The sequence below is a fragment of the Mitsuokella jalaludinii genome (assembly GCF_928722185.1).
In the GTDB taxonomy this organism is placed as follows: Bacteria; Bacillota; Negativicutes; order Selenomonadales; family Selenomonadaceae; genus Mitsuokella; species Mitsuokella jalaludinii.
Map to the genome: position 1 here is coordinate 1,587,103 of NZ_CAKMXA010000001.1, position 20,725 is coordinate 1,607,827.

Genomic DNA, 20,725 nt, shown 5'->3' on the forward strand with positions numbered 1-20,725 from the left:
ACCCCTCCAACTGCGAGCCGCATGGCAAAATGAAAAACCATCCTACTGCTGCAGCAGCGGATGGTCTTTTGGATCATGTTGAGTCGCCATCAAGATGACTGATTGTAGCGACCATCGTAGTGGCCTGCCTTTGATACCATTGTAAGGCATATGAAAGGGGCCGTCAAGACAGAGCATGGTATTGCGCTAAGGATGCCTAATGGCGAGTCTATGAACTTCATCTCCCTCGAACATTCGGTATCTTCCCCATGTGCGAGGACCCTGCTCACCTATCCTTGCTGCAGACAATCGTGTGATGGCGCGGCTTTGGGCGGGCGGACGAAGGATTGCTTTGACGGGCAATCCTTTTTTCGTTGCGGCGGGGCGGGCGGACTGCTATACTAGAGAAAACGATAGGTTTTAGGAAAGAAGGCGCAGACATGAAGAGACATTGGAGCGGACAGCAGGGGGCAATCCTGGTACTGACGGCTTTTCTGCTGCCTTTTATCATCGCGTTCACGGGCATGGCTGTTGACTTTGGCAGTGCCTACGTGCGCCGCTCGCAGTTACAGAATGCAGCGGATGCAGCTGTCTTGGCTGGAGCATACCATCTGGATGACGGTAAAGCCGATGATATTGTCCTTCAATATCTGAAGACGAATCTTGATCCACATTTTACCAAGTATTCGTATGAGAAAGGCGATGACTTCCCAGACAAGTTCGAGACGCTGAATTATCATACAGATAAACAGAAAGATGAATTGGATGTAACATTGCGGAGCAGCGTAGAAGCGTCATTCTTGAAGTTATTTGATATCAATACAATACCAGTATATGCTGCGGCAAAGGCTAAAGTGTCAAAGGAAAAAGAATCATTACCTGCTGATGATATGTTTAATTATGCAATAACTGTTGCTAATAAATCTTATGAAACTGGTAATCCTAGCATATTTATGGTGTCATCAGGAATGACTGTTAAAGGAAATATATTAACTAATGGATCAATATTATTTTGGAATGATAGAGTCAATACTTTAGATGGAAAGATTTATTCTGCTGTACCATTAAATAAACAAGTTTGGTCTAATAAAGCATGGGATAACAAACCATTAGCTTTTGCTACGCCAGATGGAAAAACATTTACAGATATCCATGATTATAATAAAAATAATGGGACCGCTGATATTAGTATAGATTCTAATAACGGAATTGAAAAAATGATTCATAATTATCGTGATATGGCTATAAAAGATAGAGAAAAAGAACACGTATATTACGATGATAGACCTAATAAAGATTACAATTTTTCTTCATCGCATGCAGGAGTTTATCCGGATTTATGTCCTCAAGGTGATACAATAGTAAGCATCGATGATGCAGGAGGAATACCTCCTGAAAATAGGTATTATAGAGTGATAATTGTAAGTGGAAATATTAATGCTAGCTTTGAGCATTCTCCACCACCTAAAGATAATGAGTATTTAGTACTTATATCATTGCACGGAAGTATTACCGTTCCTAATGATATCCCACTTAATGCTATGATTTATGCTCCGGAAGGAACTGTTACAATTAATGGTAATGCAGCTCATGTGCGTGGTGGTATTGTTGCACAAACACTATACATGTCATCCGGGGGACAGACAATTACTGGATATAATTTTTTTAAAGAAGAGTCTGGATTACCTGGAACTAGCGGGGAGAAAAAGGTGTCGTTAATTAAATAATCAGGCATTGTTTTTCTGTGCGGAATTTTTAAAATCCTTTTTAATAAGGATGCAAAAAGGCACCTCCTGGGTTACCGTCCTTGGAGGTGCCTTTTCTTTTGGCGATAATGGCGTTATCTTGCATATCCACGCCTTCAATCTCATTCTATCACAAATTGTCAAGAAAACAAGTACTTCTTGACGATTTGTCAAGAAACAATTTCTTTCGCGCAATACAAAAGCGGGAACAACCGAACGTTCCCGCTTTTGCCGCCTCTATACCTTCTGCCACCTACCACATACTAGATGTAGTAGGTCTCCCATGACTATATTACAACAAATGGGGGCGCTTTTCAATAGGGGAGAGAGATTTTTTGAGAGGAGGAAGAGGGAATAGGGGCTTTGTGGCGAATCTTTCTTAGTATAGCAAGGTGCTGCGGGCTGGGCCTGCGGCTTTTGTCGGAAAGGAAGCGATGGCATGTACTTCTACTGTGAAGACTGCAAAAAAGAATACCCATTGAACACACATTCGTACAAATGTGACTGCGGCGGCATGTTCCGCCTGCACAAGGACGCCAATGAGGCGGTGGCGAAGCATACGATTTCGCTCGGGGAGTTCGTGACGCCTCTTTTGCCGCTGCAGGTCGGCAAGCTCGACTTCCTGCTCAAGATGGAGCACCTGCTGCCGACGGGGTCGTTCAAGGACCGCGGGGCGTGCAGCATGGTCAATGCGCTGCACGAGCTCGGCATCAAGAAGATTGCGCTGGACTCGTCGGGCAATGCGGGCGCGGCAATCGCGGCGTATGCGGCGGCTGCGGGCATGGAGTGTACGGTCTACGTGCCGGATGACATCTCGCAGGAGCAGGTGAAGCAGATTGAGTCGTACGGCGCGAAGATCGTGAAGGTGGCCAATGGACGCATGCGGGCGTGCGCGGCAGTCAAGCAGAATCTCGGTGATGCCTACTATGCGTCGCATGTCTACAACCCGCTGTTCTTCGAGGGCATCAAGTCGATGGCGCATGAGCTCTACGAGCAGCTCGGCCACCATGTGCCGGACTACATCTTCATGCCGGTCGGCAATGGCACGATGCTCCTTGGGCTGTTCCTCGGCTTCATGGAGATCGGGCGGCTGCCGCACTTCGTCGCGGTGCAGTCGTCGAAGTGCGCGCCGCTCTACGAGGCGTACCACGAGGTACCGGCTGAGCCGAAGCGCGCGACGATCGCGGAGGCCATCCGCATCACGCAGCCGAAGCGTCTCAAGGACATGGTACGGGCGATCAAGGCGTCGGGCGGCGATGTCGTCAAGGTGCTGGACAAGGACATCCTCAAGGCGCAGAAGTACCTGAGCCACCACGGTGTCTACGTCGAGATGACTTCGGCGGCGGCGCTGGCGGGCGCGGAGCAGTTCTTCGCGGACGGCAAGCCGGACAACTACAAGGTCGTCATCCCGCTGACGGGCAATGGGCTGAAGCGCTGAGCCCGTGACCGCGGTCGATGAGATTGGAGAGAATCATGTTATATGGAATGATTGATATTGGCTCGAATACGGTCCGCATGGCGATTTACCGCATCGAGGGCACGCATGTCGAGATGCTCATGAAGAAGAAGCACACGGTCGGGCTGGCGGCGTACCTCAAGGAGGGCGTTATGCAGAAGCAGGGCATCGACAAGGCGGTGGAGATCCTCAAGGAGTTCCGGGCCTTCCTGCTCGCATTTGGCATCACGCATGTCGTGGCGTTCACGACGGCGGCGCTGCGCAATGCGAAGAACAGCGCGGCGGCCGTCGGTGAGATCGAGCGGCGCACGGGCCTTCCGATACGCGTGATCTCCGGGGACGAGGAGGCGACGTACGACTTCATCGGTGCGACGCATGACCTCAGCGAGGACGCGGGCCTGCTCATCGACATAGGCGGCGCGAGCACGGAGATCGTCTCGTACAGCTCGGGCAAGATCGAGCAGAAGATCAGCCTGCCGATCGGCTCTCTGGCCTTCCGAACGAAGTATGTGCACGGCATGCTGCCGACACATGCGGAGTGCGAGGCGATGCGCGAGGAGGCGGAGGCGACGATCGGGTCGGCCACAGCTTTCTCGGATGTGCGCGAGGCGTCGATCGCGGGCATCGGCGGCACATTCAAGGGGGCGGCGGCGCTCTACAATGCGCTCTACGCGATGCCCGTCGAGAATGTGAAGATGGAGACGCGCCGCCTCTCAGAGATCATCGCGCGCTTCTCGGGTGACCACGGCATCAACGAGGATATGACGGCGATGCTGATGAAGACGGTGCCGGACCGCATCCACACGGTCATCCCGGGGCTCATCATCGCGGAGGTCCTCGCCGAGCGCTTCCACAGCAAGGAGATCACCTACAGCGATTCTGGCGTGCGCGAGGGCTATATCTATTCGGAGGTCCTCAAGCAGTGACGGGAAGTCCGTCAGCCCTTATAGTATGGGGGCTGATGGACTTTTTTTTGCAGAAATGGTATAATAAAATGCTAAATGATTTTGCTAGAAACACTGTTTTTTGTTTTAAGATTTTGAGGTGAGATTGTGGATTTTGGTCAGGGAAAGATCGTGCCGGTCAACCTGGAACACGAGATGAAGAACTCATACATCGACTATGCGATGAGTGTCATCGTTGCGCGTGCTCTGCCGGATGTCCGGGACGGCTTGAAACCAGTACACCGCCGCATCCTTTACGCGATGCAGGAGGCGGGCATGGGCTCGAACAAGCCCTACAAGAAATCGGCCCGTATCGTCGGTGAAGTCCTCGGTAAATATCATCCGCACGGTGATTCGTCGGTCTACGATGCGATCGTGCGCATGGCGCAGGATTTCTCCATGCGCTACATGCTCGCGGACGGCCACGGCAACTTCGGCTCGGTCGACGGCGACCCGGCGGCTGCCATGCGTTACACCGAGGTCCGCATGTCGAAGATCGCGGAGCTCATGCTGCAGGATATCGACAAGGAGACGGTCGATTTTGCGCCGAACTACGATGAGTCGCTGAAGGAGCCGACGGTGCTGCCGGCAAAGTTCCCGCAGCTGCTCGTCAACGGCACGTCGGGTATCGCGGTCGGCATGGCGACGAACATCCCGCCGCACAACATGTGCGAGGTCATCGACGGCACGCTGATGCTCATTGACCACCCGGATGCGACGATCGACGACCTCATGAAGGTCATCAAGGGACCGGATTTCCCGACGGCTGGTCTCGTGCTCGGCCAGGACGGCATCCGCCAGGCGTACACGACGGGCCGCGGCGTCATCAAGATGCGCGCGAATGCCCGCATCGAGACGCTGTCGAACGGCAAGCCGCGCATCATCGTCACGGAGCTGCCGTACCAGGTCAACAAGGCGCGCCTCGTCGAGAAGATCGCGCAGCTCGTGCGCGACAAGCAGATTGAGGGCATCACGGCGCTTAACGATGAGTCGGACCGCGGCGGCATGCGTATCGTCATCGACCTGCGCCGCGACGCGAATGCGAATGTCATCCTCAACCAGCTCTACAAGCACACGCAGCTGCAGGACAGCTTCGGCGTCATCATGCTGGCGCTCGTCGACGGCAAGCCGAAGATCCTCAACCTCAAGGAAGTGCTGCACTACTACATCGCGCATCAGGAAGATGTCATCACGCGGCGCACGCGCTACGACCTCAAGAAGGCTGAGGCGCGCGCTCACATCTTGGAAGGCCTGACGATCGCGCTCGACCATCTCGATGCGGTCATCACGACGATCCGCGAGAGCCGCACGGCTGATATCGCGCGCGCTGCCCTCATCGCGGGCTTCAAGCTCTCGGAGAAACAGGCTCAGGCCATCCTGGACCTGCGCCTGCAGCGCCTGACGGGCCTCGAGCGCGAGAAGATCGAGGAGGAGTATCAGGAAGTCTTGAAGGCCATCGAGGACTACAAGGCCATCCTCGCGGATGAGAGCCGCATCCTCGGCATCATCAAGGACGAGCTCAAGGCAGTCAAGGCGAAGTTCGGCGATGCGCGCCGCACGCGCCTGACGGTCGACACGAGCGAGATTGACGTCGAGGACCTCATCGCGGAGGAAGACGTCGTCATCACGCTGACGCACAACAACTACATCAAGCGCATGGCACTCGATACTTATCGCCGCCAGAACCGTGGCGGCAAGGGCGTCAAGGGCATGCCGACGAAGGAGAAGGATTTCGTCGAGAACCTCCTGATCACGACGACGCACCACACGATCCTGTTCTTCACGAACCGCGGCCGCGTCTACCATCTCAAGGCGTACGAGATCGCAGAGGCGAGCCGCACGGCGAAGGGCACGGCCATCATCAACCTGCTGCAGCTCGAGAAGGACGAGAAGATCACGGCGGTCATCCAGGTCAAGGGCTTCAATCCGGACGCCTACCTCTTCATGGCCACGAAGAAGGGCATCGTCAAGAAGACGAGCCTCGTCGAGTTCAAGAACCTGCACAAGGGCGGCCTCAACGCCATCAACCTCGATGACGATGACGAGCTCATCGGCGTCAAGTTCACGGACGGCGAGCGCGACATGATCCTCGGCACGAAGTGGGGCATGGCCATCGTCTTCGGCGAGGACGATGTGCGCTCGATGGGCCGCGCGGCCCGCGGTGTCAAGGGCATCAGCCTCAACGACGGTGATGAGGTCATCGGCATGGACACGCTCTCGCCGAACGCAGAGGTTTTGACGGTCACGGCCGAGGGCTACGGCAAGCGCACGGAGACGAGCGAGTACCGCGCCCAGAACCGCGGCGGCAAGGGGCTCATCAACCTCAAGGTCACGGAGAAGACGGGCGATGTCATCGGACTGCGCGTCGTCCACCCAGACCAGGAGCTCATGCTCATCACGACGGAGGGCATCGTTATCCGCACGAACATCTCCGACATCTCCGTCATCAGCCGCAACACCCAGGGCGTCAAGCTCATGTCGACCGGCGAGAACGACATCGTCGCCTCGATGGCCGTCATGGACCAGAAGAACTGAGTGCGGCTCTGGATTCTCAGTAAGTGAATCAAGTATAGAGAAGGCTATCCCTTCGAGTAAGATTACTCGGGGGATAGCTTTTTTTTCTGTACGCCTGTAATCGGTGCTATATTCAGACAAATGAAATGACAGTGACAAGAAAAATAAATACGATAAAGTGATTGACAAGAATAGGGAAGATGGATATAATAAAGACATCGAAGCGGTTCGATATCCGGTGAAGCCGGAAGAAACGCGCTTCGATTTTTCAGGCAAGGTTATCGAAGCGGTTCGATACATGAGATACACGAGACATACGAGATATATGAGGTGAATGTGATGTCAAACGAACAGAAACAACTCACGCCGGATGAATTCATCGCAGCCAATGAGTCCAAGGTCAACAAGCGCTGGTACCCGCGCTTCCACATTGCGCCGCGTGTCGGCTGGTGCAATGACCCGAACGGCTTTGCCTATGCGGGTGGCAAGTACCATCTATTCTATCAGTACTATCCCTATGAGCCGAAGTGGGGGCCGATGCACTGGGCACATGTGACGAGCAAGGATCTCGTGCACTGGCAGCGTCAGCCAGTCGCGCTCTTTCCGGATCATCCCTACGATGCAGATGGCTGCTTCACGGGCAGCGGCATCGAGAAGGATGGCAAGCTCTACCTCCTCTACACGGGTCACGTTGACCTCCTGAAGAAGCCGGGCCAGCCGGACCGCATCGAGACGCAGGCTCTCGCAGTCAGCACGGATGGCATCCACTTCGAGAAGTCGGAGAAGAATCCGGTCATCACGCTGCCGGAGGGTGTCTCGACGGGTGAGGATCACCACTTCCGCGATCCGAAGGTCTGGCAGCACAACGGCCGCTACTACGCAGTCGTCGGCGCGCAGACGGCCGACGAGGTGGGCCAGGTGCTCGTCTTTGAGTCGGAAGACCTTGAGGACTGGCAGTTCAAGCATGTCATGGCCAAGGCGCACGGCAATCAGGGCTTCATGTGGGAGTGCCCGAATTTCGCGGAGTTCGACGGCCACGAGGCGCTGATTCTCTCGCCGCAGGGCGTCAAGCCGGAAGGCAAGCGCTACCTCAACCTGCATCAGTCTGTCTCGATGCTCGGCAAGATGGACTACGAGTCGGGCATCTTCTACCACGATGCGTTCCACATCCTCGACCACGGCTTCGATTTCTACGCGCCGCAGGTCACGCAGACGCCGGACGGCCGCTGCCTGATGATTGGCTGGCTCGCGATGTGGGAGAGCGCAATGCCGGAGCAGGCAGACGGCTGGTCGTGCCAGATGACGGTGCCGCGCGAGCTGCACTACCGCAAGGACAGGCTCGTGACGCCGCCCGCCAAGGAGCTCACGGCGCTGCGCAAGGCGGCCCACACGGCTCCGGAGCTCGTCATGACGGACGAGACGCCGCTGACGGACTGGTCGTACGAGACGGGCGAGTTCTGTGCAGACTTCGACCTCACGGAAGCCGAGGGCCTGGCCGTCCACTTCACGGCGGGCTTTGACGATACCGTCTCGCTGATGGTCGAGAAGCAGAGCGGCGCTGTGACGCTCGTGCGCAAGTCGGCCGCGACGGGCCGTAAGGAAGAGCGCTACGCGCAGCTGCCGGCAGGCGAACGGCATCTCTCGCTGCGCGTCTACGAGGACCGCTCCTCGCTGGAGTTCTTCATCAATGACGGCGACATCGTCATGAGCACGCGCTTCTATCCGAAGACGGCGGAGCGCGTTATCGTGCTCGAGCCGCAGGAAGGCACGGTGCGCATGACAGAAGGCGTCTTCTACGAGCTCGACGATATCTTCGCCTGAGCGCTGAGTATGGACCTTATTTTGGGGAAGGGGAATCAATCATGGGGAATCTACTGAAGGCATTCTCGAATCCGTTCTACAGGACGAGTTCGCTTGAGATCCTGCTGTTCTTCGCGGGCTGGGGCATCTGGTGGTCGTTCTTCCAGATCTGGCTGACGACGAAGCAGGGCTTCACGGGGGCGCAGGTCGGCACGATCTACACGTTCGGCTCGGCCGTGGCGCTTGTCCTGATGTTTGTTTACGGCTCTGTGCAGGATAAGCTCGGTGTGAAGAAGAATCTGCTAATCTTCATGGTCAGCTGTCAGGTGCTATTGGCACCGTTCTTCACTTGGGTCTATGTGCCGATGCTCGAAAGCAACTTCTACGTCGGCGCGATGGTCGGCGCGGTCTACCTCTCGGTGGCCTATCTCGCCGCCTGCCCGGTCTTCGAGGCCGTGACGGAGAGGCTCAGCCGCCGCTACCGCTTCGAGTATGGACAGGCGCGCGCCTGGGGCTCTCTCGGCTATGCAATCTCGGCCCTGACGGCTGGCTTCCTGTTCACCATCAATCCGTACCTGGTCTTTTGGACGGGCTCAGCTGTGTCGGCAGTGCTGCTGGCCATCTTGGTCTTCCTGAAGCCGGAGAACTCTGAGGCAAATGTCCAGCAGTATGAGAACCGCGAGGAGCGCAATAAGGATGCGAAGTCTCCATCGCTCAAGGAGATCATCAGCGTCTTCGGCATCCTCGACCTCTGGAAGATCATCATTTTCGTCATCCTCAGCTGGACCTTCTACACGGTCTTCGACCAGCAGATGTTCCCTGAGTTCTTCACGCGCTTCTTCGCGACGCCGGAGGAAGGCCAGCAGGCCTACGGTGTCCTGAACTCGGTGCAGGTCTTCCTCGAGTTCATCATGATGAGCCTCGTGCCGATTCTCATGCGCAAGATTGGCGTGCGCCGCGCGCTGCTCCTCGGCTGCCTGATCATGGTCTGCCGCATCAGCGGTTGCGGCATCGCCTCCACGCCGCTCGGCATCGCCCTCATCAAGCTGCTGCATGCACCGGAAACGGCGCTCTTTGTTCTCGCAATCTTCCGTTATTTCACACTTCACTTCGATACGCGCGTATCCGCCACGCTCTACATGGTCGGCTTCCAGATCGCGGCGTCCGTGGGCGGCATCATCTTCTCGGTGCCGCTCGGCAGCCTGCGCGACAGCATCGGCTACCAGCACACGTTCCTGCTCATCGCGGGCATCGTCCTCTGCGCTACGGTCTACGCGTTCCTCATCCTGAAAAAGGATGACCAGGACGTAGAAGGTCAGCCGCTCGAGAACTGATTCATGAAGATAGTTGAGATGATACTTGGAGGGAGAATCATGAAAAAGAGATTACTGGCTTGTGGTCTGGTTCCTGCTCTGGTGCTCGGAACCTTTGGTACGGTCGGCGCACAGCCTGCCGCTGATGCTGCAGTGCAGCTCAAGCAGGGCGGTGCACCAGCTGTCCAGGCAGAGACCGCAGAGGAGCCTGTGACGCAGGAGTCTTTGAAGGAGCTGCGCAGCCAGCTGGAGGAGCAGCTCTACGAGGCGCAGGAGCTCCAGAAACGCCTCAACGCGCAGCTCGACAGCCTCAATAAGCGCGTGAGCAAGGTCGAGAAGAAGACGGATCAGCCGGCCGTCGACATCCACGGCTATGGCCGCTTCCGCTGGGATAAGCAGCACTTCGAGGATTTCAAGGGAATCGATATGAAGTCGGTCTGGATGAACCTCTTTGTCAACCACCGCATCAACGACAAGTGGTCGCTGCACAGCGAGCATGAGTTCGAGAACAATCTCTCGAACAACCACGGTGCCTATGAGGGCGATGGCGGTTACGATAAGGATGGCGGCAAAAAGTATTCCCGTCCGGTCCTGCAGCTCTACGCACAGGGCCATGTCGGCGAGGTCGATGTCAAGGTCGGCCGCTTCTACCTGCAGTCGCCGTACAAGTTTACGTTCGACGAGAAGGTGGATGGCTGGCAGGCAAGCTACGGCGTGCCGACGCATTGGGGCCGCAAGGCGATGTTCACGCTGAACTCGGGCAATACGTACAGCAAGATCCTCTACGGCGATCGCGACAATAAGCTTGACCCATGGGGGGAAGGCGGCAGCACGAACTTCCGCGTTCTGTCCCTGATCAGTGAGATCCCGGTGGCCAAGAACACGAATATCACGTCTCACTACGGCAAGATGACGCGCCGTGACGACCATATGAGCCGGAAGACGCTCTCCGTGGGCTTCGACACGAAGCTCAACCGCGACCTGAAGCTCAGCGCAGCCATGGCGAAGTCGGATTCGGACACGCTCAACAAGTCGCACTTCATCCAGCTGCAGTACAAAGAGGCGCGGCCAGATGTGCCGGGCTCGTTCGACATCTACGTCAAGAAGTACCTGCAGCGTGGCCACAGCGGCATGACGAACTGGTTCAACGACGATATCATCGACCCGACGAATGGTGATTACAACAAAGAGCTCACGGAGAGAAATCCAGGCCGCTCGGTATGGGATCATCGTGCCGGCGAGTTCAACGGCCTCCGCATCGGTGCGGACTTCGTGCCGGTGCGCAATACGAAGCTCCTGCTCCATTACACCTACGGCAAGCTGGGCCTCTTTGACCCGGGCCTGGGCACGCTCACGGGCAAGAAGGACGACTACAGCTTCTTCCGCGCGCAGTGGGAAGTATACTTCTGAGCCGCATGAACGAGATGAAAGGATGGCATGAATGATGAAAAAACAGATTATGGCGGCCTTGCTGGCGGCTTCCAGCCTTTGCCTCACGAATTCTCCAGTGCTGGCTTATCCGTCTATTTTCCCGGACTCCGGCTACAGCTGGGTGGGCGATACGATGCCCTTTTTCGATGGAGAAGAGTTCCGCATCTTCTATCTGGAGGACCTGCGTGACGGTGATACGGGGTTCCACCCCTGGAGCCTTCTGACGACGAAGGATTTCACCGACTATCAGCACGACAGCAAGGTCATTCCCTATGACACCAGCAATGAATTCGCCAAGGACTCCGCGCTCGGCACGGGCTCGGTGGTCAAGGGCAAGGATGGGCTATACCATGCGTTCTACACGGGTTTCAACTGGCGCAGCATGCCGAAGGAGACGATCATGCACGCGATCAGCCGCGACCTCGTGAGCTGGCAGAAGGTCCCCGAGGATTCGTTCCACGGCAGCAAGCCGTATATCTACGACGATACGTTCCGTGATCCGAATGTGTTCTACAATGAGGATTACGGCGAGTACTGGATGCTGATCACGACGCGCAGCAAGAAGGCGCGCGGCGTCATCGCCCTCTACACATCGAAGGATCTCAAGCATTGGGAAGACCAAGGCATCTTCTTCGAGAACGATATGGGCAGTGACGCGAATATGGAATGTCCGACGCTGCTGAAGTACGGCGATTACTGGTACCTGACGTTCTCGGATCAGTGGCCGTCGCGCGTCGTGCACTACCGCATGGCGAAGGACTCCAAGGGCCCGTTTGTCAAGCCGGAGCGCGATTACTTCGATGCCAGCGGCTTCTATGCGGGCAAGATGGTCGAGGACAAGGACAACCTCTACCTGGTGGGCTGGACGCCGACCAAGGCCGGAGGTAAGGATAAGAACCCGACGGATTGGGCGGGCAATCTCGTCGCGCATCAGCTCAAGCAGCGCGAGGACGGCACGCTCTATCCGGTGCCAGTCGAGAAGATGACCGAGCGCATGCAGAAACCGGTGGAGATGGCGCCAATCACCGAGCGCGGTACTGTGAATGGTGCTGGTGAGTCGTACCATTTTGACGGCACGGGTTATGCCGATGTCGTGATGCCGAAGATGGAGGGCATCCGCAAGATCACGGGCCATTTCAAGGTGGCGAAGCAGCAGGGGCAGTTCGGCCTCATGTTCAATGTGGGCCCGAACCAGACCGGCTCCCTGAATCTCGTCTTTGACCCGGCGAAGCAGCAGGTCGCTTTCTACAACACCGATACCTCTCGTGTCCATGCGGCCAAGCCTGAGCTGGCGGTGCCGGTCAGCCTCCAGCCGGATGAGAGCTATGACTTCACGCTGCTCATCGATGGCACGGTCGCCGTGCTCTACATCAATGACCAGATGGCACTGAGCACGCGCATGTACGACCTGCCGGAACATCAGTGGGGCATCTTCTCCGCTGGTAGCGAGGTCACGCTGACGGGATTGCAGACGAGTACACTTTGAGCCTGTCTCAGTTTCCCCCTGAGATAGAAGCTCTGACAATCCAAGAATTTCAAGAACTCCAAGAATGACATTTCCCAAAACGAAAGGCGGTCCGTTGACTCGAACGAGTCACGGACCGCCTTTTGCATCAGCAGGTTTCTCCCTCCTGGAAGGTCAGGGGGAGCGGCGTCAGCGAGGGCAGATCTTCGCTGCGGATGCGGCGCACGATGGCTTCGGCGGCGCGTCGGCCGAGGGCGGGGATGGGCTGGACGACGGCTGTCATCGTCTGCGGCCCGAGTCGCGTCAGGTAGGTGCCGTCGTAGGCGACGATCGAGAGGTCAGCGGGGCAGCGGCGTCCGCGGCGGCTGGCTTCGCGCAGCGCGCAGATGGCGCCGAGGTCAGCGCCGGAGATGGCATCGACATCGGGATAGCGCTCGAAGATCTCACGGGCGGCTGCGGCAAAGTCCTTGGGTTGCAGGGCGTTGGCCGGGACGACGATGCTGTCGAGCTGCACGCCAGCTGCTTCGATACAGCTGGCGAAGATGTCCTCGTGCTCGTGGGCCGTCGTGTGGACGGTCTGTGCGCCCGTGATCTGCACGACGTGATGCGGATTGCGCCGCAGCAATGCGTTGGCAGCGAGCTGGCCGCCCTGATGATGGTCGGCGCGGATGATGGGAATCTCGTCGCAGAGGTAGCGGTCGAAGGCGATGACGGGCAGGTCGATGTGGCGGTAGTTCTCGATGTGCAGGGCGTGCGCGCCGATGATCAGGCCGTCCATCGTGTGGCGGCGCAGCATCTCGAGGAAGGCGAGCTCGGCGTTCTTCTTCTCGCCTGTCGAGCAGATCATCGTCTTGTAGCCGTAATCGTAGAGGGCAATCTCAATCTCGTGCAAGAGGGCCGCGAAGAAGGGATGGGCGACATCGGGGATGATGACGCCGATGAGGTTCGTACGGTTGAGCGAGAGGTTGCGCCCAACCTCGCTCGGGACGTAGTGGAGCTCCTTGACAGCGGCCTCGACTTTGGCCCGCGTGGCGGCTGATACGTATCCCTTATTGTTGAGCACGAGGGAAACCGTGCTGGTGCTGACGCCAGCGAGCTTGGCGACATCTTTGATTCTTGCCATAGAGTGGGTCCTTTCTGTTCTTCTTGTGTTCAGTCTACCACAATCCCAGCCGCATTGCACATCCCTGAAATCATTGATGATTTTTCAGATAAATGAAATGACAGTGACAAGAAAAATAAATACGATAAAATGATTGACAAAACGATGCAAGGTGGATATAATAAAAGTATCGAAGCGGTTCGATGAAATAAAATCGAAAGAAACGCTTCGATTTTCCAGATATGATTATCGAATCGGTTCGATAAACGAGATATTCCATGGGGGAAAGGGGAAACATATCATGGGGAATCTTTTGAAGGCTTTTTCGAATCCATTTTACAGGACAAGCTCGCTTGAGATCCTGCTGTTCTTCGTTGGCTGGGGCATCTGGTGGTCCTTCTTCCAGATTTGGCTGACGACGAAACAGGGCTTCACAGGCGCCCAGGTCGGCACGATTTATTCCTTCGGATCTGCCGTGACGCTTGTCTTGATGTTTGTCTACGGTTCCTTGCAGGATAAGCTCGGCATGAAGAAAACACTGCTGAAGTTCATCGTCGTCTGCCAGATTTTCGTCGGCCCGTTCTTCACCTGGGTCTATGTGCCGATGCTCGCAGCGAATTTCTACGTCGGCGCGGTGATCGGTGCCATTTACCTCTCCATCGCATTCCTCGCGGCCTGCCCGGTCTTCGAGGCGGTGACGGAGCGCCTGAGCCGCCGCTACTCATTTGAGTACGGCCAGGCGAGAGCCTGGGGTTCGTTCGGCTATGCCGTTGCGGCGCTCTGCGCGGGCTTCCTCTTCACGATGAATCCGTACTTGATCTTCTGGACGGGTTCTGTTGTCGCTGCTGTCCAGCTCGTTGTCCTGGCTGCGCTGTCGCCGGAGAAGAACGCAGCGCTCACGTCCCAGTATGAAGTCCAGTCGGAAACCCTCAAGGAGAGCAAGACGCCGTCCTTCGGCGAGATCATCGGTGTGTTCAAGCTCATCGATGTCTGGAAGATGATCGTCTTCGTTATCATGAGCTGGACGTTCTACACGGTCTTCGACCAGCAGATGTTCCCGGAGTTCTTCACGCGCTTCTTCTCGACGCCGGAAGCAGGCCAGCAGGCATACGGCGTGCTCAACTCCATCGAAGTCTTCCTCGAGTTCCTCATGATGGGCCTCGTGCCGATCCTCATGCGCAAGATCGGCGTGCGCAAGGCCATCCTGCTCGGCTGCGCCATCATGATCGTCCGCATCGGCGGCTGCGGCCTCGTCACGAATCCTCTGGGTGTCGCCATCATCAAGCTGCTGCACGCACCGGAGACGGCCCTCTTCATCCTCGCTGTTTTCCGCTACTTCACGCTTCACTTCGATACGCGTATTTCGACGACGCTCTACATGGTCGGTTTCCAGATTGCCGCACAGGTCGGCCAGATCATCTTCTCGACGCCGCTCGGCGCCCTGCATGACAACATCGGCTACCAGAGCACGTTCCTCGTGATTTCCGGCATCGTCTGCGTGGCCAGCATTTACGCCTTTATCGTCCTCAAGAAGGATAATGAGAGTGTTGAAGGTCAGCCGCTTTAAAAGGATTTTTTAGATAGCACAACAGCCTCTGTTTTTTATTTGAAACAGAGGCTGTTGTGCTATCTAATTTCTTGTTTAGTGCAGGGAAAGGTAGATGCGGCCGTGGGCGTCGACGCGGCTCAGGTGGCGCAGGAAGAAGCGGGCGAAGATACCGGTCAGCAGGGCGGACATCAGCGTGCCTTCGCGGATGCCTTCGATGGTGCCGAGGCTGGCCAGGGAGACGATGGCGGCAATGATGACGAGGCTGACGTCGTTGCCGACTTTGACCTTGCCAAAGTCGATGTGGAACTGATGCGCGAACGTGTAGACAGCGCCTTCGCCGGCGAGCATGAGCACGTCGGCGATGCCCTGCCCTGCGACACCGAGCGCGACGAGCGCCGTGCCGAGCAGGCAGAGCAGCAGCTTGAGCGCATAGGCATCCGGCACGATGGTGAAGAGATTCATGAAGAAGTCGATGCAGAAGCCGAAGAGGATGGTCACGGGGATCTGCAGCCAGAAGACAGCCGGGAAGTCGCGCCGCAGCATCAAGAGCTCAAAGACGACGAAGACCATGTTGACAGCAAACGTCGTCTGGCCGAAGGTGAACGGCGAGATCAGGCTCAGGACATACGGCAGGCTCGAGATCGGCGACGTGCCCAAGAGGCTCTTGACCACGAGAGCAATGCCAGCCGACTGAATCATGACCGCTAGGATCAGTAATAGATAGCGTTTTGGCGTAGACAAATAAATCCTTCTTTCGTGAAGATGTATTCACTCGACCCAGTGGATTTTCTTGGCGTCGTAGCGGTCGACCTGGGGCTTTTTGCCGACGGGGTAGCCGAAGGGCAGCAGGGCGAAGGCGTACTGGTTGTCGGGCAGGTTGAGGATCTTGCCGACTTTCTCGATGCGGTCCGGGACGGGGGAGACAGCCATCATGACGCCGCCGAGGCCGAGCTCTTCGAGTTCGAGCCAGAGGTTCTCGGTGGCAATCGCACAGTCGATGTCGGTGATCGTCGGGAAGATGACATCCGTGCGGGCGGCGATGACGAGCACGACAGGGGCTTTGGCAGCGGCGACGGCATAAGGGCTGGTCCTGGAGAGCTCTTCAATCGTCTCGCGCTTTGTCACGACGTAGAACTCCCAGGGCTGCTGATTGCCCGCTGACGGCGCGACAAAGCCCGCCTGCAGCACTTTCTCGATTTTCTCTTTCTCCACGGGCCTGTCCTCGAATTTGCGGACGCTCGTGCGGGGGAAGATGGCGTTCATGGAATCATCCTTTCTCTTTTGTCTTTGTCTATGTTCATTATAGCAGATGCATATCTATCCTCAATACTATCCTTTTAGATACTATCATACAATAAAGTGCATTCTTCACAAAAAGATTCTTTGCGGCTACAATGAATACATCAGCGGCAAATACAAATGCATCATCCTCTGGCATCTGATGCAGCGGACGCACCGCTATGGTGAACTGCACCGCCTGATTCCGCAGGCGACGCCGAAGATGCTGACACAGCAGCTCCGCGAACTCGAGGCAGACGGCGTCATCCACCGCGAGGTCTATCCCGTCGTGCCGCCGCGCACAGAGTACAGTCTGACCGAGTTCGGCCGGAGTCTGTCTCCTATCATCGAGGCAATGTGCGACTGGGGCAAGGAGAATATGAAGCAGAGAATACTGTCCGGGGCTGAGGAATGACGGTCCTCTCGGACGCCGAGGAATGGCCGGGGGAAGTCGCGAAAGGCACGGAGATGCCGTTCCATGTCGAACAAGCCCTGCAGATCGCGGGCGGCAAGATGCGCGTCGATGGCATGTACGGCAGCCATATCGTACATGACCGCGAACTTATCACGGGCCAGAATCCCGCGTCAGACCTCGAGTTGGCCAAAGAGCTCGACAAGAGTCTGCAAGCTGAGTGACGAATGTTCTGTATAATTCTTCCCGAAGAGCCGAACACCTTTTGATGTTCGGCTCTTGATGTATTCTATTCTTTCGGCTCATGTTTTGTTTGTGTGCCTGGTGGCCAACTGCTCTGAACCTGTGTAAGAGGCCTCGATGCTTGACTTATCAGCGGGGTGTACTATAATAAAGGCATAAAAAAAGCTAGACCTGTTGATGCTTTTATTTGCTTCACCTTGCAATATGTGCTATACTAAGAGTAATCGAAAAAGTATCTATCGTAAGATAGGTCAAAAGGCTTCCAGTTTGCACACCTGGGAGCCTTTTTCATACTAAGAAAGGTCAGCTGCTCCCGAATGAAGGGATTGGCTGACCAACAGGCTAAGAACGTGTTGCCGCTACCGTTCTAACCATTTCTGGACGCAGTACCAAATTGCACACGATACTACTCCAGCAAGAACGGACATCGAAAAAGTATCCACAGTAGATAGGCCCCCTTCCTGCTGCCAGTATAGGGGCGGCAACGTATCTAGTATAGCATAGTTCGTGTTCTCTGTAAGGATGTTTCTTTATACAAAATAAGGAAGAGGCTGTGACAAAATGGTTTTACATTTTGCCACAGCCTCTTTTTGCGTATATATCTGCGTGTAGTAAGGCTCAGGCCTCGCTGGCGTGCTCGGCGGCGAGGAGCTGGCGGGTGTGCTCGGCTACTTCATCCGGCGTGATGTCGGTGATGCGGGCGACGCCGGTCTTGATGGCGGCGTCTGCTACGGCTGCGGCGACGTGCGGTGCGACGCGCGGGTCGAACGGGCTCGTGATGACGTGCTGCTCATCGAGCTCGCTCTCGTCGATGAGGTCGGCGATGGCCTTGGCGGCAGCCATCTTCATCTCTTCGTTGATCTTTTTCGCGCGGACGTCGAGAGCGCCGCGGAAGATGCCTGGGAAGGCCAGCAGGTTGTTGACCTGATTCGGGTAGTCGCTGCGGCCCGTGCAGACGATGCGGGCACCGGCAGCGTAGGCCTCATCCGGCATGATTTCCGGCGTCGGGTTGGCCATGCCCATGACGATCGGGTCCTTCTTCATGGAGCGGACCATGTCCTGGGTGACTGCACCGGCTACGGAGACACCGATGAAGACGTCGGCGTCCTTGATGACGTCTTTGAGCTGGCCTGCCTCATGCTGCGGGTTCGTGATCTTGGCGATGGCGTCCTTGTACGGGTTCATGTCTTCCTTGCGGCCTTCGTAGATGGCGCCCATGCGGTCGCAGAGGATGATGTTGCGGCCGCCCATGCTGTAAATGAGGTGCGTGATGGCCTGGCCAGCGGCACCGGCGCCATTGAGGACGAATTTCGACTCCTCGAACTTGCGTCCCGTGAGCTTGAAGGCGTTGATGAGGGCCGAGACGACGACGATGGCCGTGCCGTGCTGGTCGTCGTGGAAGACCGGGATATCGAGTTTCTGCAGGCGCTTCTCGATGTCAAAGCACTGCGGTGCCTTGATGTCCTCGAGGTTGATGCCGCCGAATGTCGGCGCCATGAGCTCGACGGCGCGGACAATCTCATCGACGTCCTGCGTGTCGAGGCAGATGGGGACGGAGTCGACGCCCGCGAAGCCCTTGAAGAGGATGGACTTGCCTTCCATGACCGGCAGGCCGGCGCCAGCGCCGATGTTGCCGAGGCCGAGTACAGCGCTGCCGTTCGTCACGACGGCGACCGTGTTGCCCTTGTTGGTGTAGTCATAGATCTTGTTGTAGTCCTTCTGAATCTCCAAGCACGGCGCAGCGACGCCCGGCGAGTAGGCCAGCGTCAGGTCCTTCGCCTTCTGGAGGGGGACCTTGCTGTGCATCTCGATCTTGCCGTGGTGTTCTCTATGCAGGGCCAATGCCTGGTCGTTCAATTTGCTCATGGGGAAGACTTCCTTTCTCGTTTCTTGTATTCTCGCCTCTGTCCGGCTCTGGTGGGAATCAAGGCCGGATGGCGCCTTGATGGGATATGAGTTCGTTATGATGGTGATGAATGTTACACTTTTTTGAAACTTTATCCGTAAGTATTACAAAGGTTGTAAAACATGTTGCATACTATTATATTGTTGTTGAAATGAAAATACAAATATGATTTATTAATGGGAAAATAAATTGGCATAATAAAATGAGCCTTTTCGACAGTTTATGGCGGTATCCTCCATGAATTGTCGGCAAAGGCTCGTTTTGTTTCAGTAAAGTGATGTCACTGTGTCTTGGCGGTGTTGCTGCTGCGTGTCGGGGCGGCTGGTGCCGTCTCTGCCGGAGCGGCTGTCGTGTGCGCGCTGCCCGCGTGGGAACTGCTCGTGGAGTGCTCGCTCGCACCCTCGGAGCTCGAGCGGCTTGTGCTGCGCGAAGTCGAGCTCTGAGAGCTGTTGCTCGAGGAAGAACTCTTGCTCGAACTCTTGGCACTGCTCGTGTTTGAACTGCTCTTCGCCTTTGTCGTGGATGGCGACGAGGTCGCACCAGCCGGGATAGAGCTCTCGTACTCATGCTGGGCGCGGTCGAGCTGTGCTTTCTCGCTGGCGTTCAGCGTGATGCCAAGCGTCTCGGCGAGCGTCGTGCGCAACTTGTGCAGGTCCGGTATCCAATAGCTGACGCCGTCGATGTAGAGCGGCTTGCCCGGTACCATCTCCGTCTTGAGGCCATTCTTCTGGGCTTCCTTGAGCGTGCCGGCGAACTCGAGCAGCTGGCGGAAGGAGAGGTCGGTCTTGACGGAGGACATGACCTCGCTGATGACGTTTGGCAGTTTCGGGATGATGGCCGGGGATGTGATTTTGTCCATGCAGGCCTTCATGAATTTCTGCTGGCGCTTGATGCGGCCGATGTCGCCCTCCTCGTCGCGGTAGCGCACGTAGGTGACGGCCGTCTTGCCGTCCATGTGCTGCATGCCCGGCTGGAGGTCGATGATCAGGCCGCCGTCGTCATCCCAGGGGTCTTCGTAGTACATGCGCTTCTCGACATCGATGTCGATGCCGCCGATGGCGTCAATGATCTTCTGGAACGCCTGGATGTTGATGACGACGTAGTGGTCCATGTTGACGCCGAGGAAGTCCTCGACGGTGCGCTGTGTGAGCTTCTCGCCCGCTTCCGGGCCGCCCTTGGCGCTGCCGTAGGCGTAGGCTGCATTGATCTTATCCCAGCCGTGGCCCTTGATCTTGACGCGTGTATCGCGCGGGATGGACATCAGAGCAGCATGGTCTTTCTTCGGGTCGAGCGTCGCGACCATCAAGGTATCGCTGCGGCCGACATCGTCGTCGCGCTCATCGACACCCATGATCATGATTGTCGTCTTGTCCTTGGCCGTCAGCAGGCCGTCCTCTACGACATCATCGGATGATTTGTCGAGCAGGCTGTTCGAGGCGAAGAGTGCGCCCATGGCGGCGGCCGCGATAAAGGCGATGATCAGGAGTCCCCAGAGGAGCCCTCGGTGCCGGCGGCGTGAACGGCGCGGCTGGCGAGGCGGGATCGGATTCGTTTGCAAGATGATACCTTCTTTTTCACAAAATCAAAT

The 20,725-nt window shown here is 56.6% G+C and carries 16 protein-coding genes; 11 read left to right on the top strand and 5 right to left on the bottom strand.

The annotated features are described in order from the left end of the window. Nucleotides 1-419 precede the first annotated feature (419 nt). The 8 genes from QDI87_RS07435 to QDI87_RS07470 all read left to right on the top strand — a co-directional run bounded on the left by QDI87_RS07435 (nt 420) and on the right by QDI87_RS07470 (nt 12,668). On the top strand, nt 420-1,706 hold the full coding sequence (locus tag QDI87_RS07435) for a TadE/TadG family type IV pilus assembly protein (RefSeq protein WP_255240529.1): 1,287 nt from the start codon (nt 420-422) through the stop codon (nt 1,704-1,706). 457 nt (nt 1,707-2,163) lie between these two features. Beyond that, nucleotides 2,164-3,162 carry a pyridoxal-phosphate dependent enzyme gene (locus QDI87_RS07440; RefSeq protein WP_036378143.1) on the top strand — a complete coding sequence of 333 codons (999 nt, stop codon included), beginning with the start codon at nt 2,164-2,166 and terminating at the stop codon, nt 3,160-3,162. A gap of 35 nt (nt 3,163-3,197) precedes the next feature. After that, nucleotides 3,198-4,106 carry an exopolyphosphatase gene (locus tag QDI87_RS07445; RefSeq protein WP_036378145.1) on the top strand — a complete coding sequence of 303 codons (909 nt, stop codon included), beginning with the start codon at nt 3,198-3,200 and terminating at the stop codon, nt 4,104-4,106. Nucleotides 4,107-4,232: 126 nt separating this feature from the next. Continuing rightward, complete coding sequence (gene gyrA / locus QDI87_RS07450; protein WP_036378147.1) at nt 4,233-6,659, top strand: DNA gyrase subunit A; 2,427 nt, start codon at nt 4,233-4,235, stop codon at nt 6,657-6,659. Nucleotides 6,660-6,977: 318 nt separating this feature from the next. Beyond that, nucleotides 6,978-8,459 carry a glycoside hydrolase family 32 protein gene (locus QDI87_RS07455; RefSeq protein ID WP_036378149.1) on the top strand — a complete coding sequence of 494 codons (1,482 nt, stop codon included), beginning with the start codon at nt 6,978-6,980 and terminating at the stop codon, nt 8,457-8,459. Between the two features lie 41 nt (nt 8,460-8,500). Beyond that, nucleotides 8,501-9,772, top strand: coding sequence for an oligosaccharide MFS transporter (locus QDI87_RS07460; RefSeq protein WP_036378151.1), 1,272 nt, complete (start codon nt 8,501-8,503; stop codon nt 9,770-9,772). 39 nt (nt 9,773-9,811) lie between these two features. Beyond that, nucleotides 9,812-11,161, top strand: coding sequence for a coiled-coil domain-containing protein (locus QDI87_RS07465; protein WP_081828469.1), 1,350 nt, complete (start codon nt 9,812-9,814; stop codon nt 11,159-11,161). 31 nt (nt 11,162-11,192) lie between these two features. Beyond that, nucleotides 11,193-12,668, top strand: a complete 1,476-nt coding sequence (locus QDI87_RS07470; protein WP_036378155.1) for a glycoside hydrolase family 32 protein — start codon at nt 11,193-11,195, stop codon at nt 12,666-12,668. 127 nt (nt 12,669-12,795) lie between these two features. On the opposite strand, the gene QDI87_RS07475 is transcribed toward QDI87_RS07470, so the two are convergent. Beyond that, the gene (locus tag QDI87_RS07475) at nt 12,796-13,770 is read right to left on the bottom strand and encodes a LacI family DNA-binding transcriptional regulator (RefSeq protein ID WP_278742755.1); all 975 of its coding nucleotides are present in this window, start codon (nt 13,768-13,770) and stop codon (nt 12,796-12,798) included. A gap of 280 nt (nt 13,771-14,050) precedes the next feature. Between QDI87_RS07475 and QDI87_RS07480 the strand changes: the two genes are divergently transcribed. Next, complete coding sequence (locus QDI87_RS07480; RefSeq protein WP_036378159.1) at nt 14,051-15,316, top strand: oligosaccharide MFS transporter; 1,266 nt, start codon at nt 14,051-14,053, stop codon at nt 15,314-15,316. Between the two features lie 75 nt (nt 15,317-15,391). On the opposite strand, the gene QDI87_RS07485 is transcribed toward QDI87_RS07480, so the two are convergent. Together QDI87_RS07485 and QDI87_RS07490 are read right to left on the bottom strand one after the other, a co-directional pair. Further along, complete coding sequence (locus tag QDI87_RS07485; protein ID WP_036378161.1) at nt 15,392-16,039, bottom strand: YczE/YyaS/YitT family protein; 648 nt, start codon at nt 16,037-16,039, stop codon at nt 15,392-15,394. 27 nt (nt 16,040-16,066) lie between these two features. Further along, nucleotides 16,067-16,561 carry a nitroreductase family protein gene (locus QDI87_RS07490; protein ID WP_278742757.1) on the bottom strand — a complete coding sequence of 165 codons (495 nt, stop codon included), beginning with the start codon at nt 16,559-16,561 and terminating at the stop codon, nt 16,067-16,069. 91 nt (nt 16,562-16,652) lie between these two features. On the opposite strand from QDI87_RS07490, the gene QDI87_RS07495 reads away from it, so the two are divergent. Continuing rightward, entirely contained in the window at nt 16,653-16,991 is a 339-nt protein-coding gene (locus tag QDI87_RS07495; RefSeq protein ID WP_051652266.1) for a winged helix-turn-helix transcriptional regulator, read from the top strand. After that, nucleotides 16,988-17,212, top strand: coding sequence for a hypothetical protein (locus QDI87_RS07500; protein ID WP_036378166.1), 225 nt, complete (start codon nt 16,988-16,990; stop codon nt 17,210-17,212). Before QDI87_RS07495 ends, QDI87_RS07500 begins: the two co-directional genes overlap by 4 nt. A 637-nt stretch (nt 17,213-17,849) precedes the next feature. On the opposite strand, the gene QDI87_RS07505 is transcribed toward QDI87_RS07500, so the two are convergent. Next, a complete protein-coding gene (locus QDI87_RS07505) occupies nt 17,850-19,097 on the bottom strand; it encodes an NAD(P)-dependent malic enzyme (protein WP_036378170.1) in 1,248 nt (415 codons plus the stop codon). Nucleotides 19,098-19,417: 320 nt separating this feature from the next. Next, nucleotides 19,418-20,701: an LCP family protein gene (locus QDI87_RS07510; RefSeq protein WP_036378174.1), complete on the bottom strand. Its 1,284-nt coding sequence runs from the start codon at nt 20,699-20,701 to the stop codon at nt 19,418-19,420. Nucleotides 20,702-20,725: the final 24 nt, after the last annotated feature.

What these genes read in the sequence shown, in the direction of transcription:
- QDI87_RS07465 (WP_081828469.1), top strand. Translation starts at nt 9,812, where the DNA reads ATGAAAAAGAGATTACTGGCTTGTGGTCTGGTTCCTGCTCTGGTGCTC.
- QDI87_RS07500 (WP_036378166.1), top strand. Translation starts at nt 16,988, where the DNA reads ATGACGGTCCTCTCGGACGCCGAGGAATGGCCGGGGGAAGTCGCGAAA.
- QDI87_RS07470 (WP_036378155.1), top strand. Translation starts at nt 11,193, where the DNA reads ATGATGAAAAAACAGATTATGGCGGCCTTGCTGGCGGCTTCCAGCCTT.
- QDI87_RS07480 (WP_036378159.1), top strand. Translation starts at nt 14,051, where the DNA reads ATGGGGAATCTTTTGAAGGCTTTTTCGAATCCATTTTACAGGACAAGC.
- QDI87_RS07440 (WP_036378143.1), top strand. Translation starts at nt 2,164, where the DNA reads ATGTACTTCTACTGTGAAGACTGCAAAAAAGAATACCCATTGAACACA.
- QDI87_RS07475 (WP_278742755.1), bottom strand. Translation starts at nt 13,770, where the DNA reads ATGGCAAGAATCAAAGATGTCGCCAAGCTCGCTGGCGTCAGCACCAGC.
- QDI87_RS07435 (WP_255240529.1), top strand. Translation starts at nt 420, where the DNA reads ATGAAGAGACATTGGAGCGGACAGCAGGGGGCAATCCTGGTACTGACG.
- QDI87_RS07460 (WP_036378151.1), top strand. Translation starts at nt 8,501, where the DNA reads ATGGGGAATCTACTGAAGGCATTCTCGAATCCGTTCTACAGGACGAGT.
- QDI87_RS07505 (WP_036378170.1), bottom strand. Translation starts at nt 19,097, where the DNA reads ATGAGCAAATTGAACGACCAGGCATTGGCCCTGCATAGAGAACACCAC.
- QDI87_RS07455 (WP_036378149.1), top strand. Translation starts at nt 6,978, where the DNA reads ATGTCAAACGAACAGAAACAACTCACGCCGGATGAATTCATCGCAGCC.
- QDI87_RS07490 (WP_278742757.1), bottom strand. Translation starts at nt 16,561, where the DNA reads ATGAACGCCATCTTCCCCCGCACGAGCGTCCGCAAATTCGAGGACAGG.
- QDI87_RS07445 (WP_036378145.1), top strand. Translation starts at nt 3,198, where the DNA reads ATGTTATATGGAATGATTGATATTGGCTCGAATACGGTCCGCATGGCG.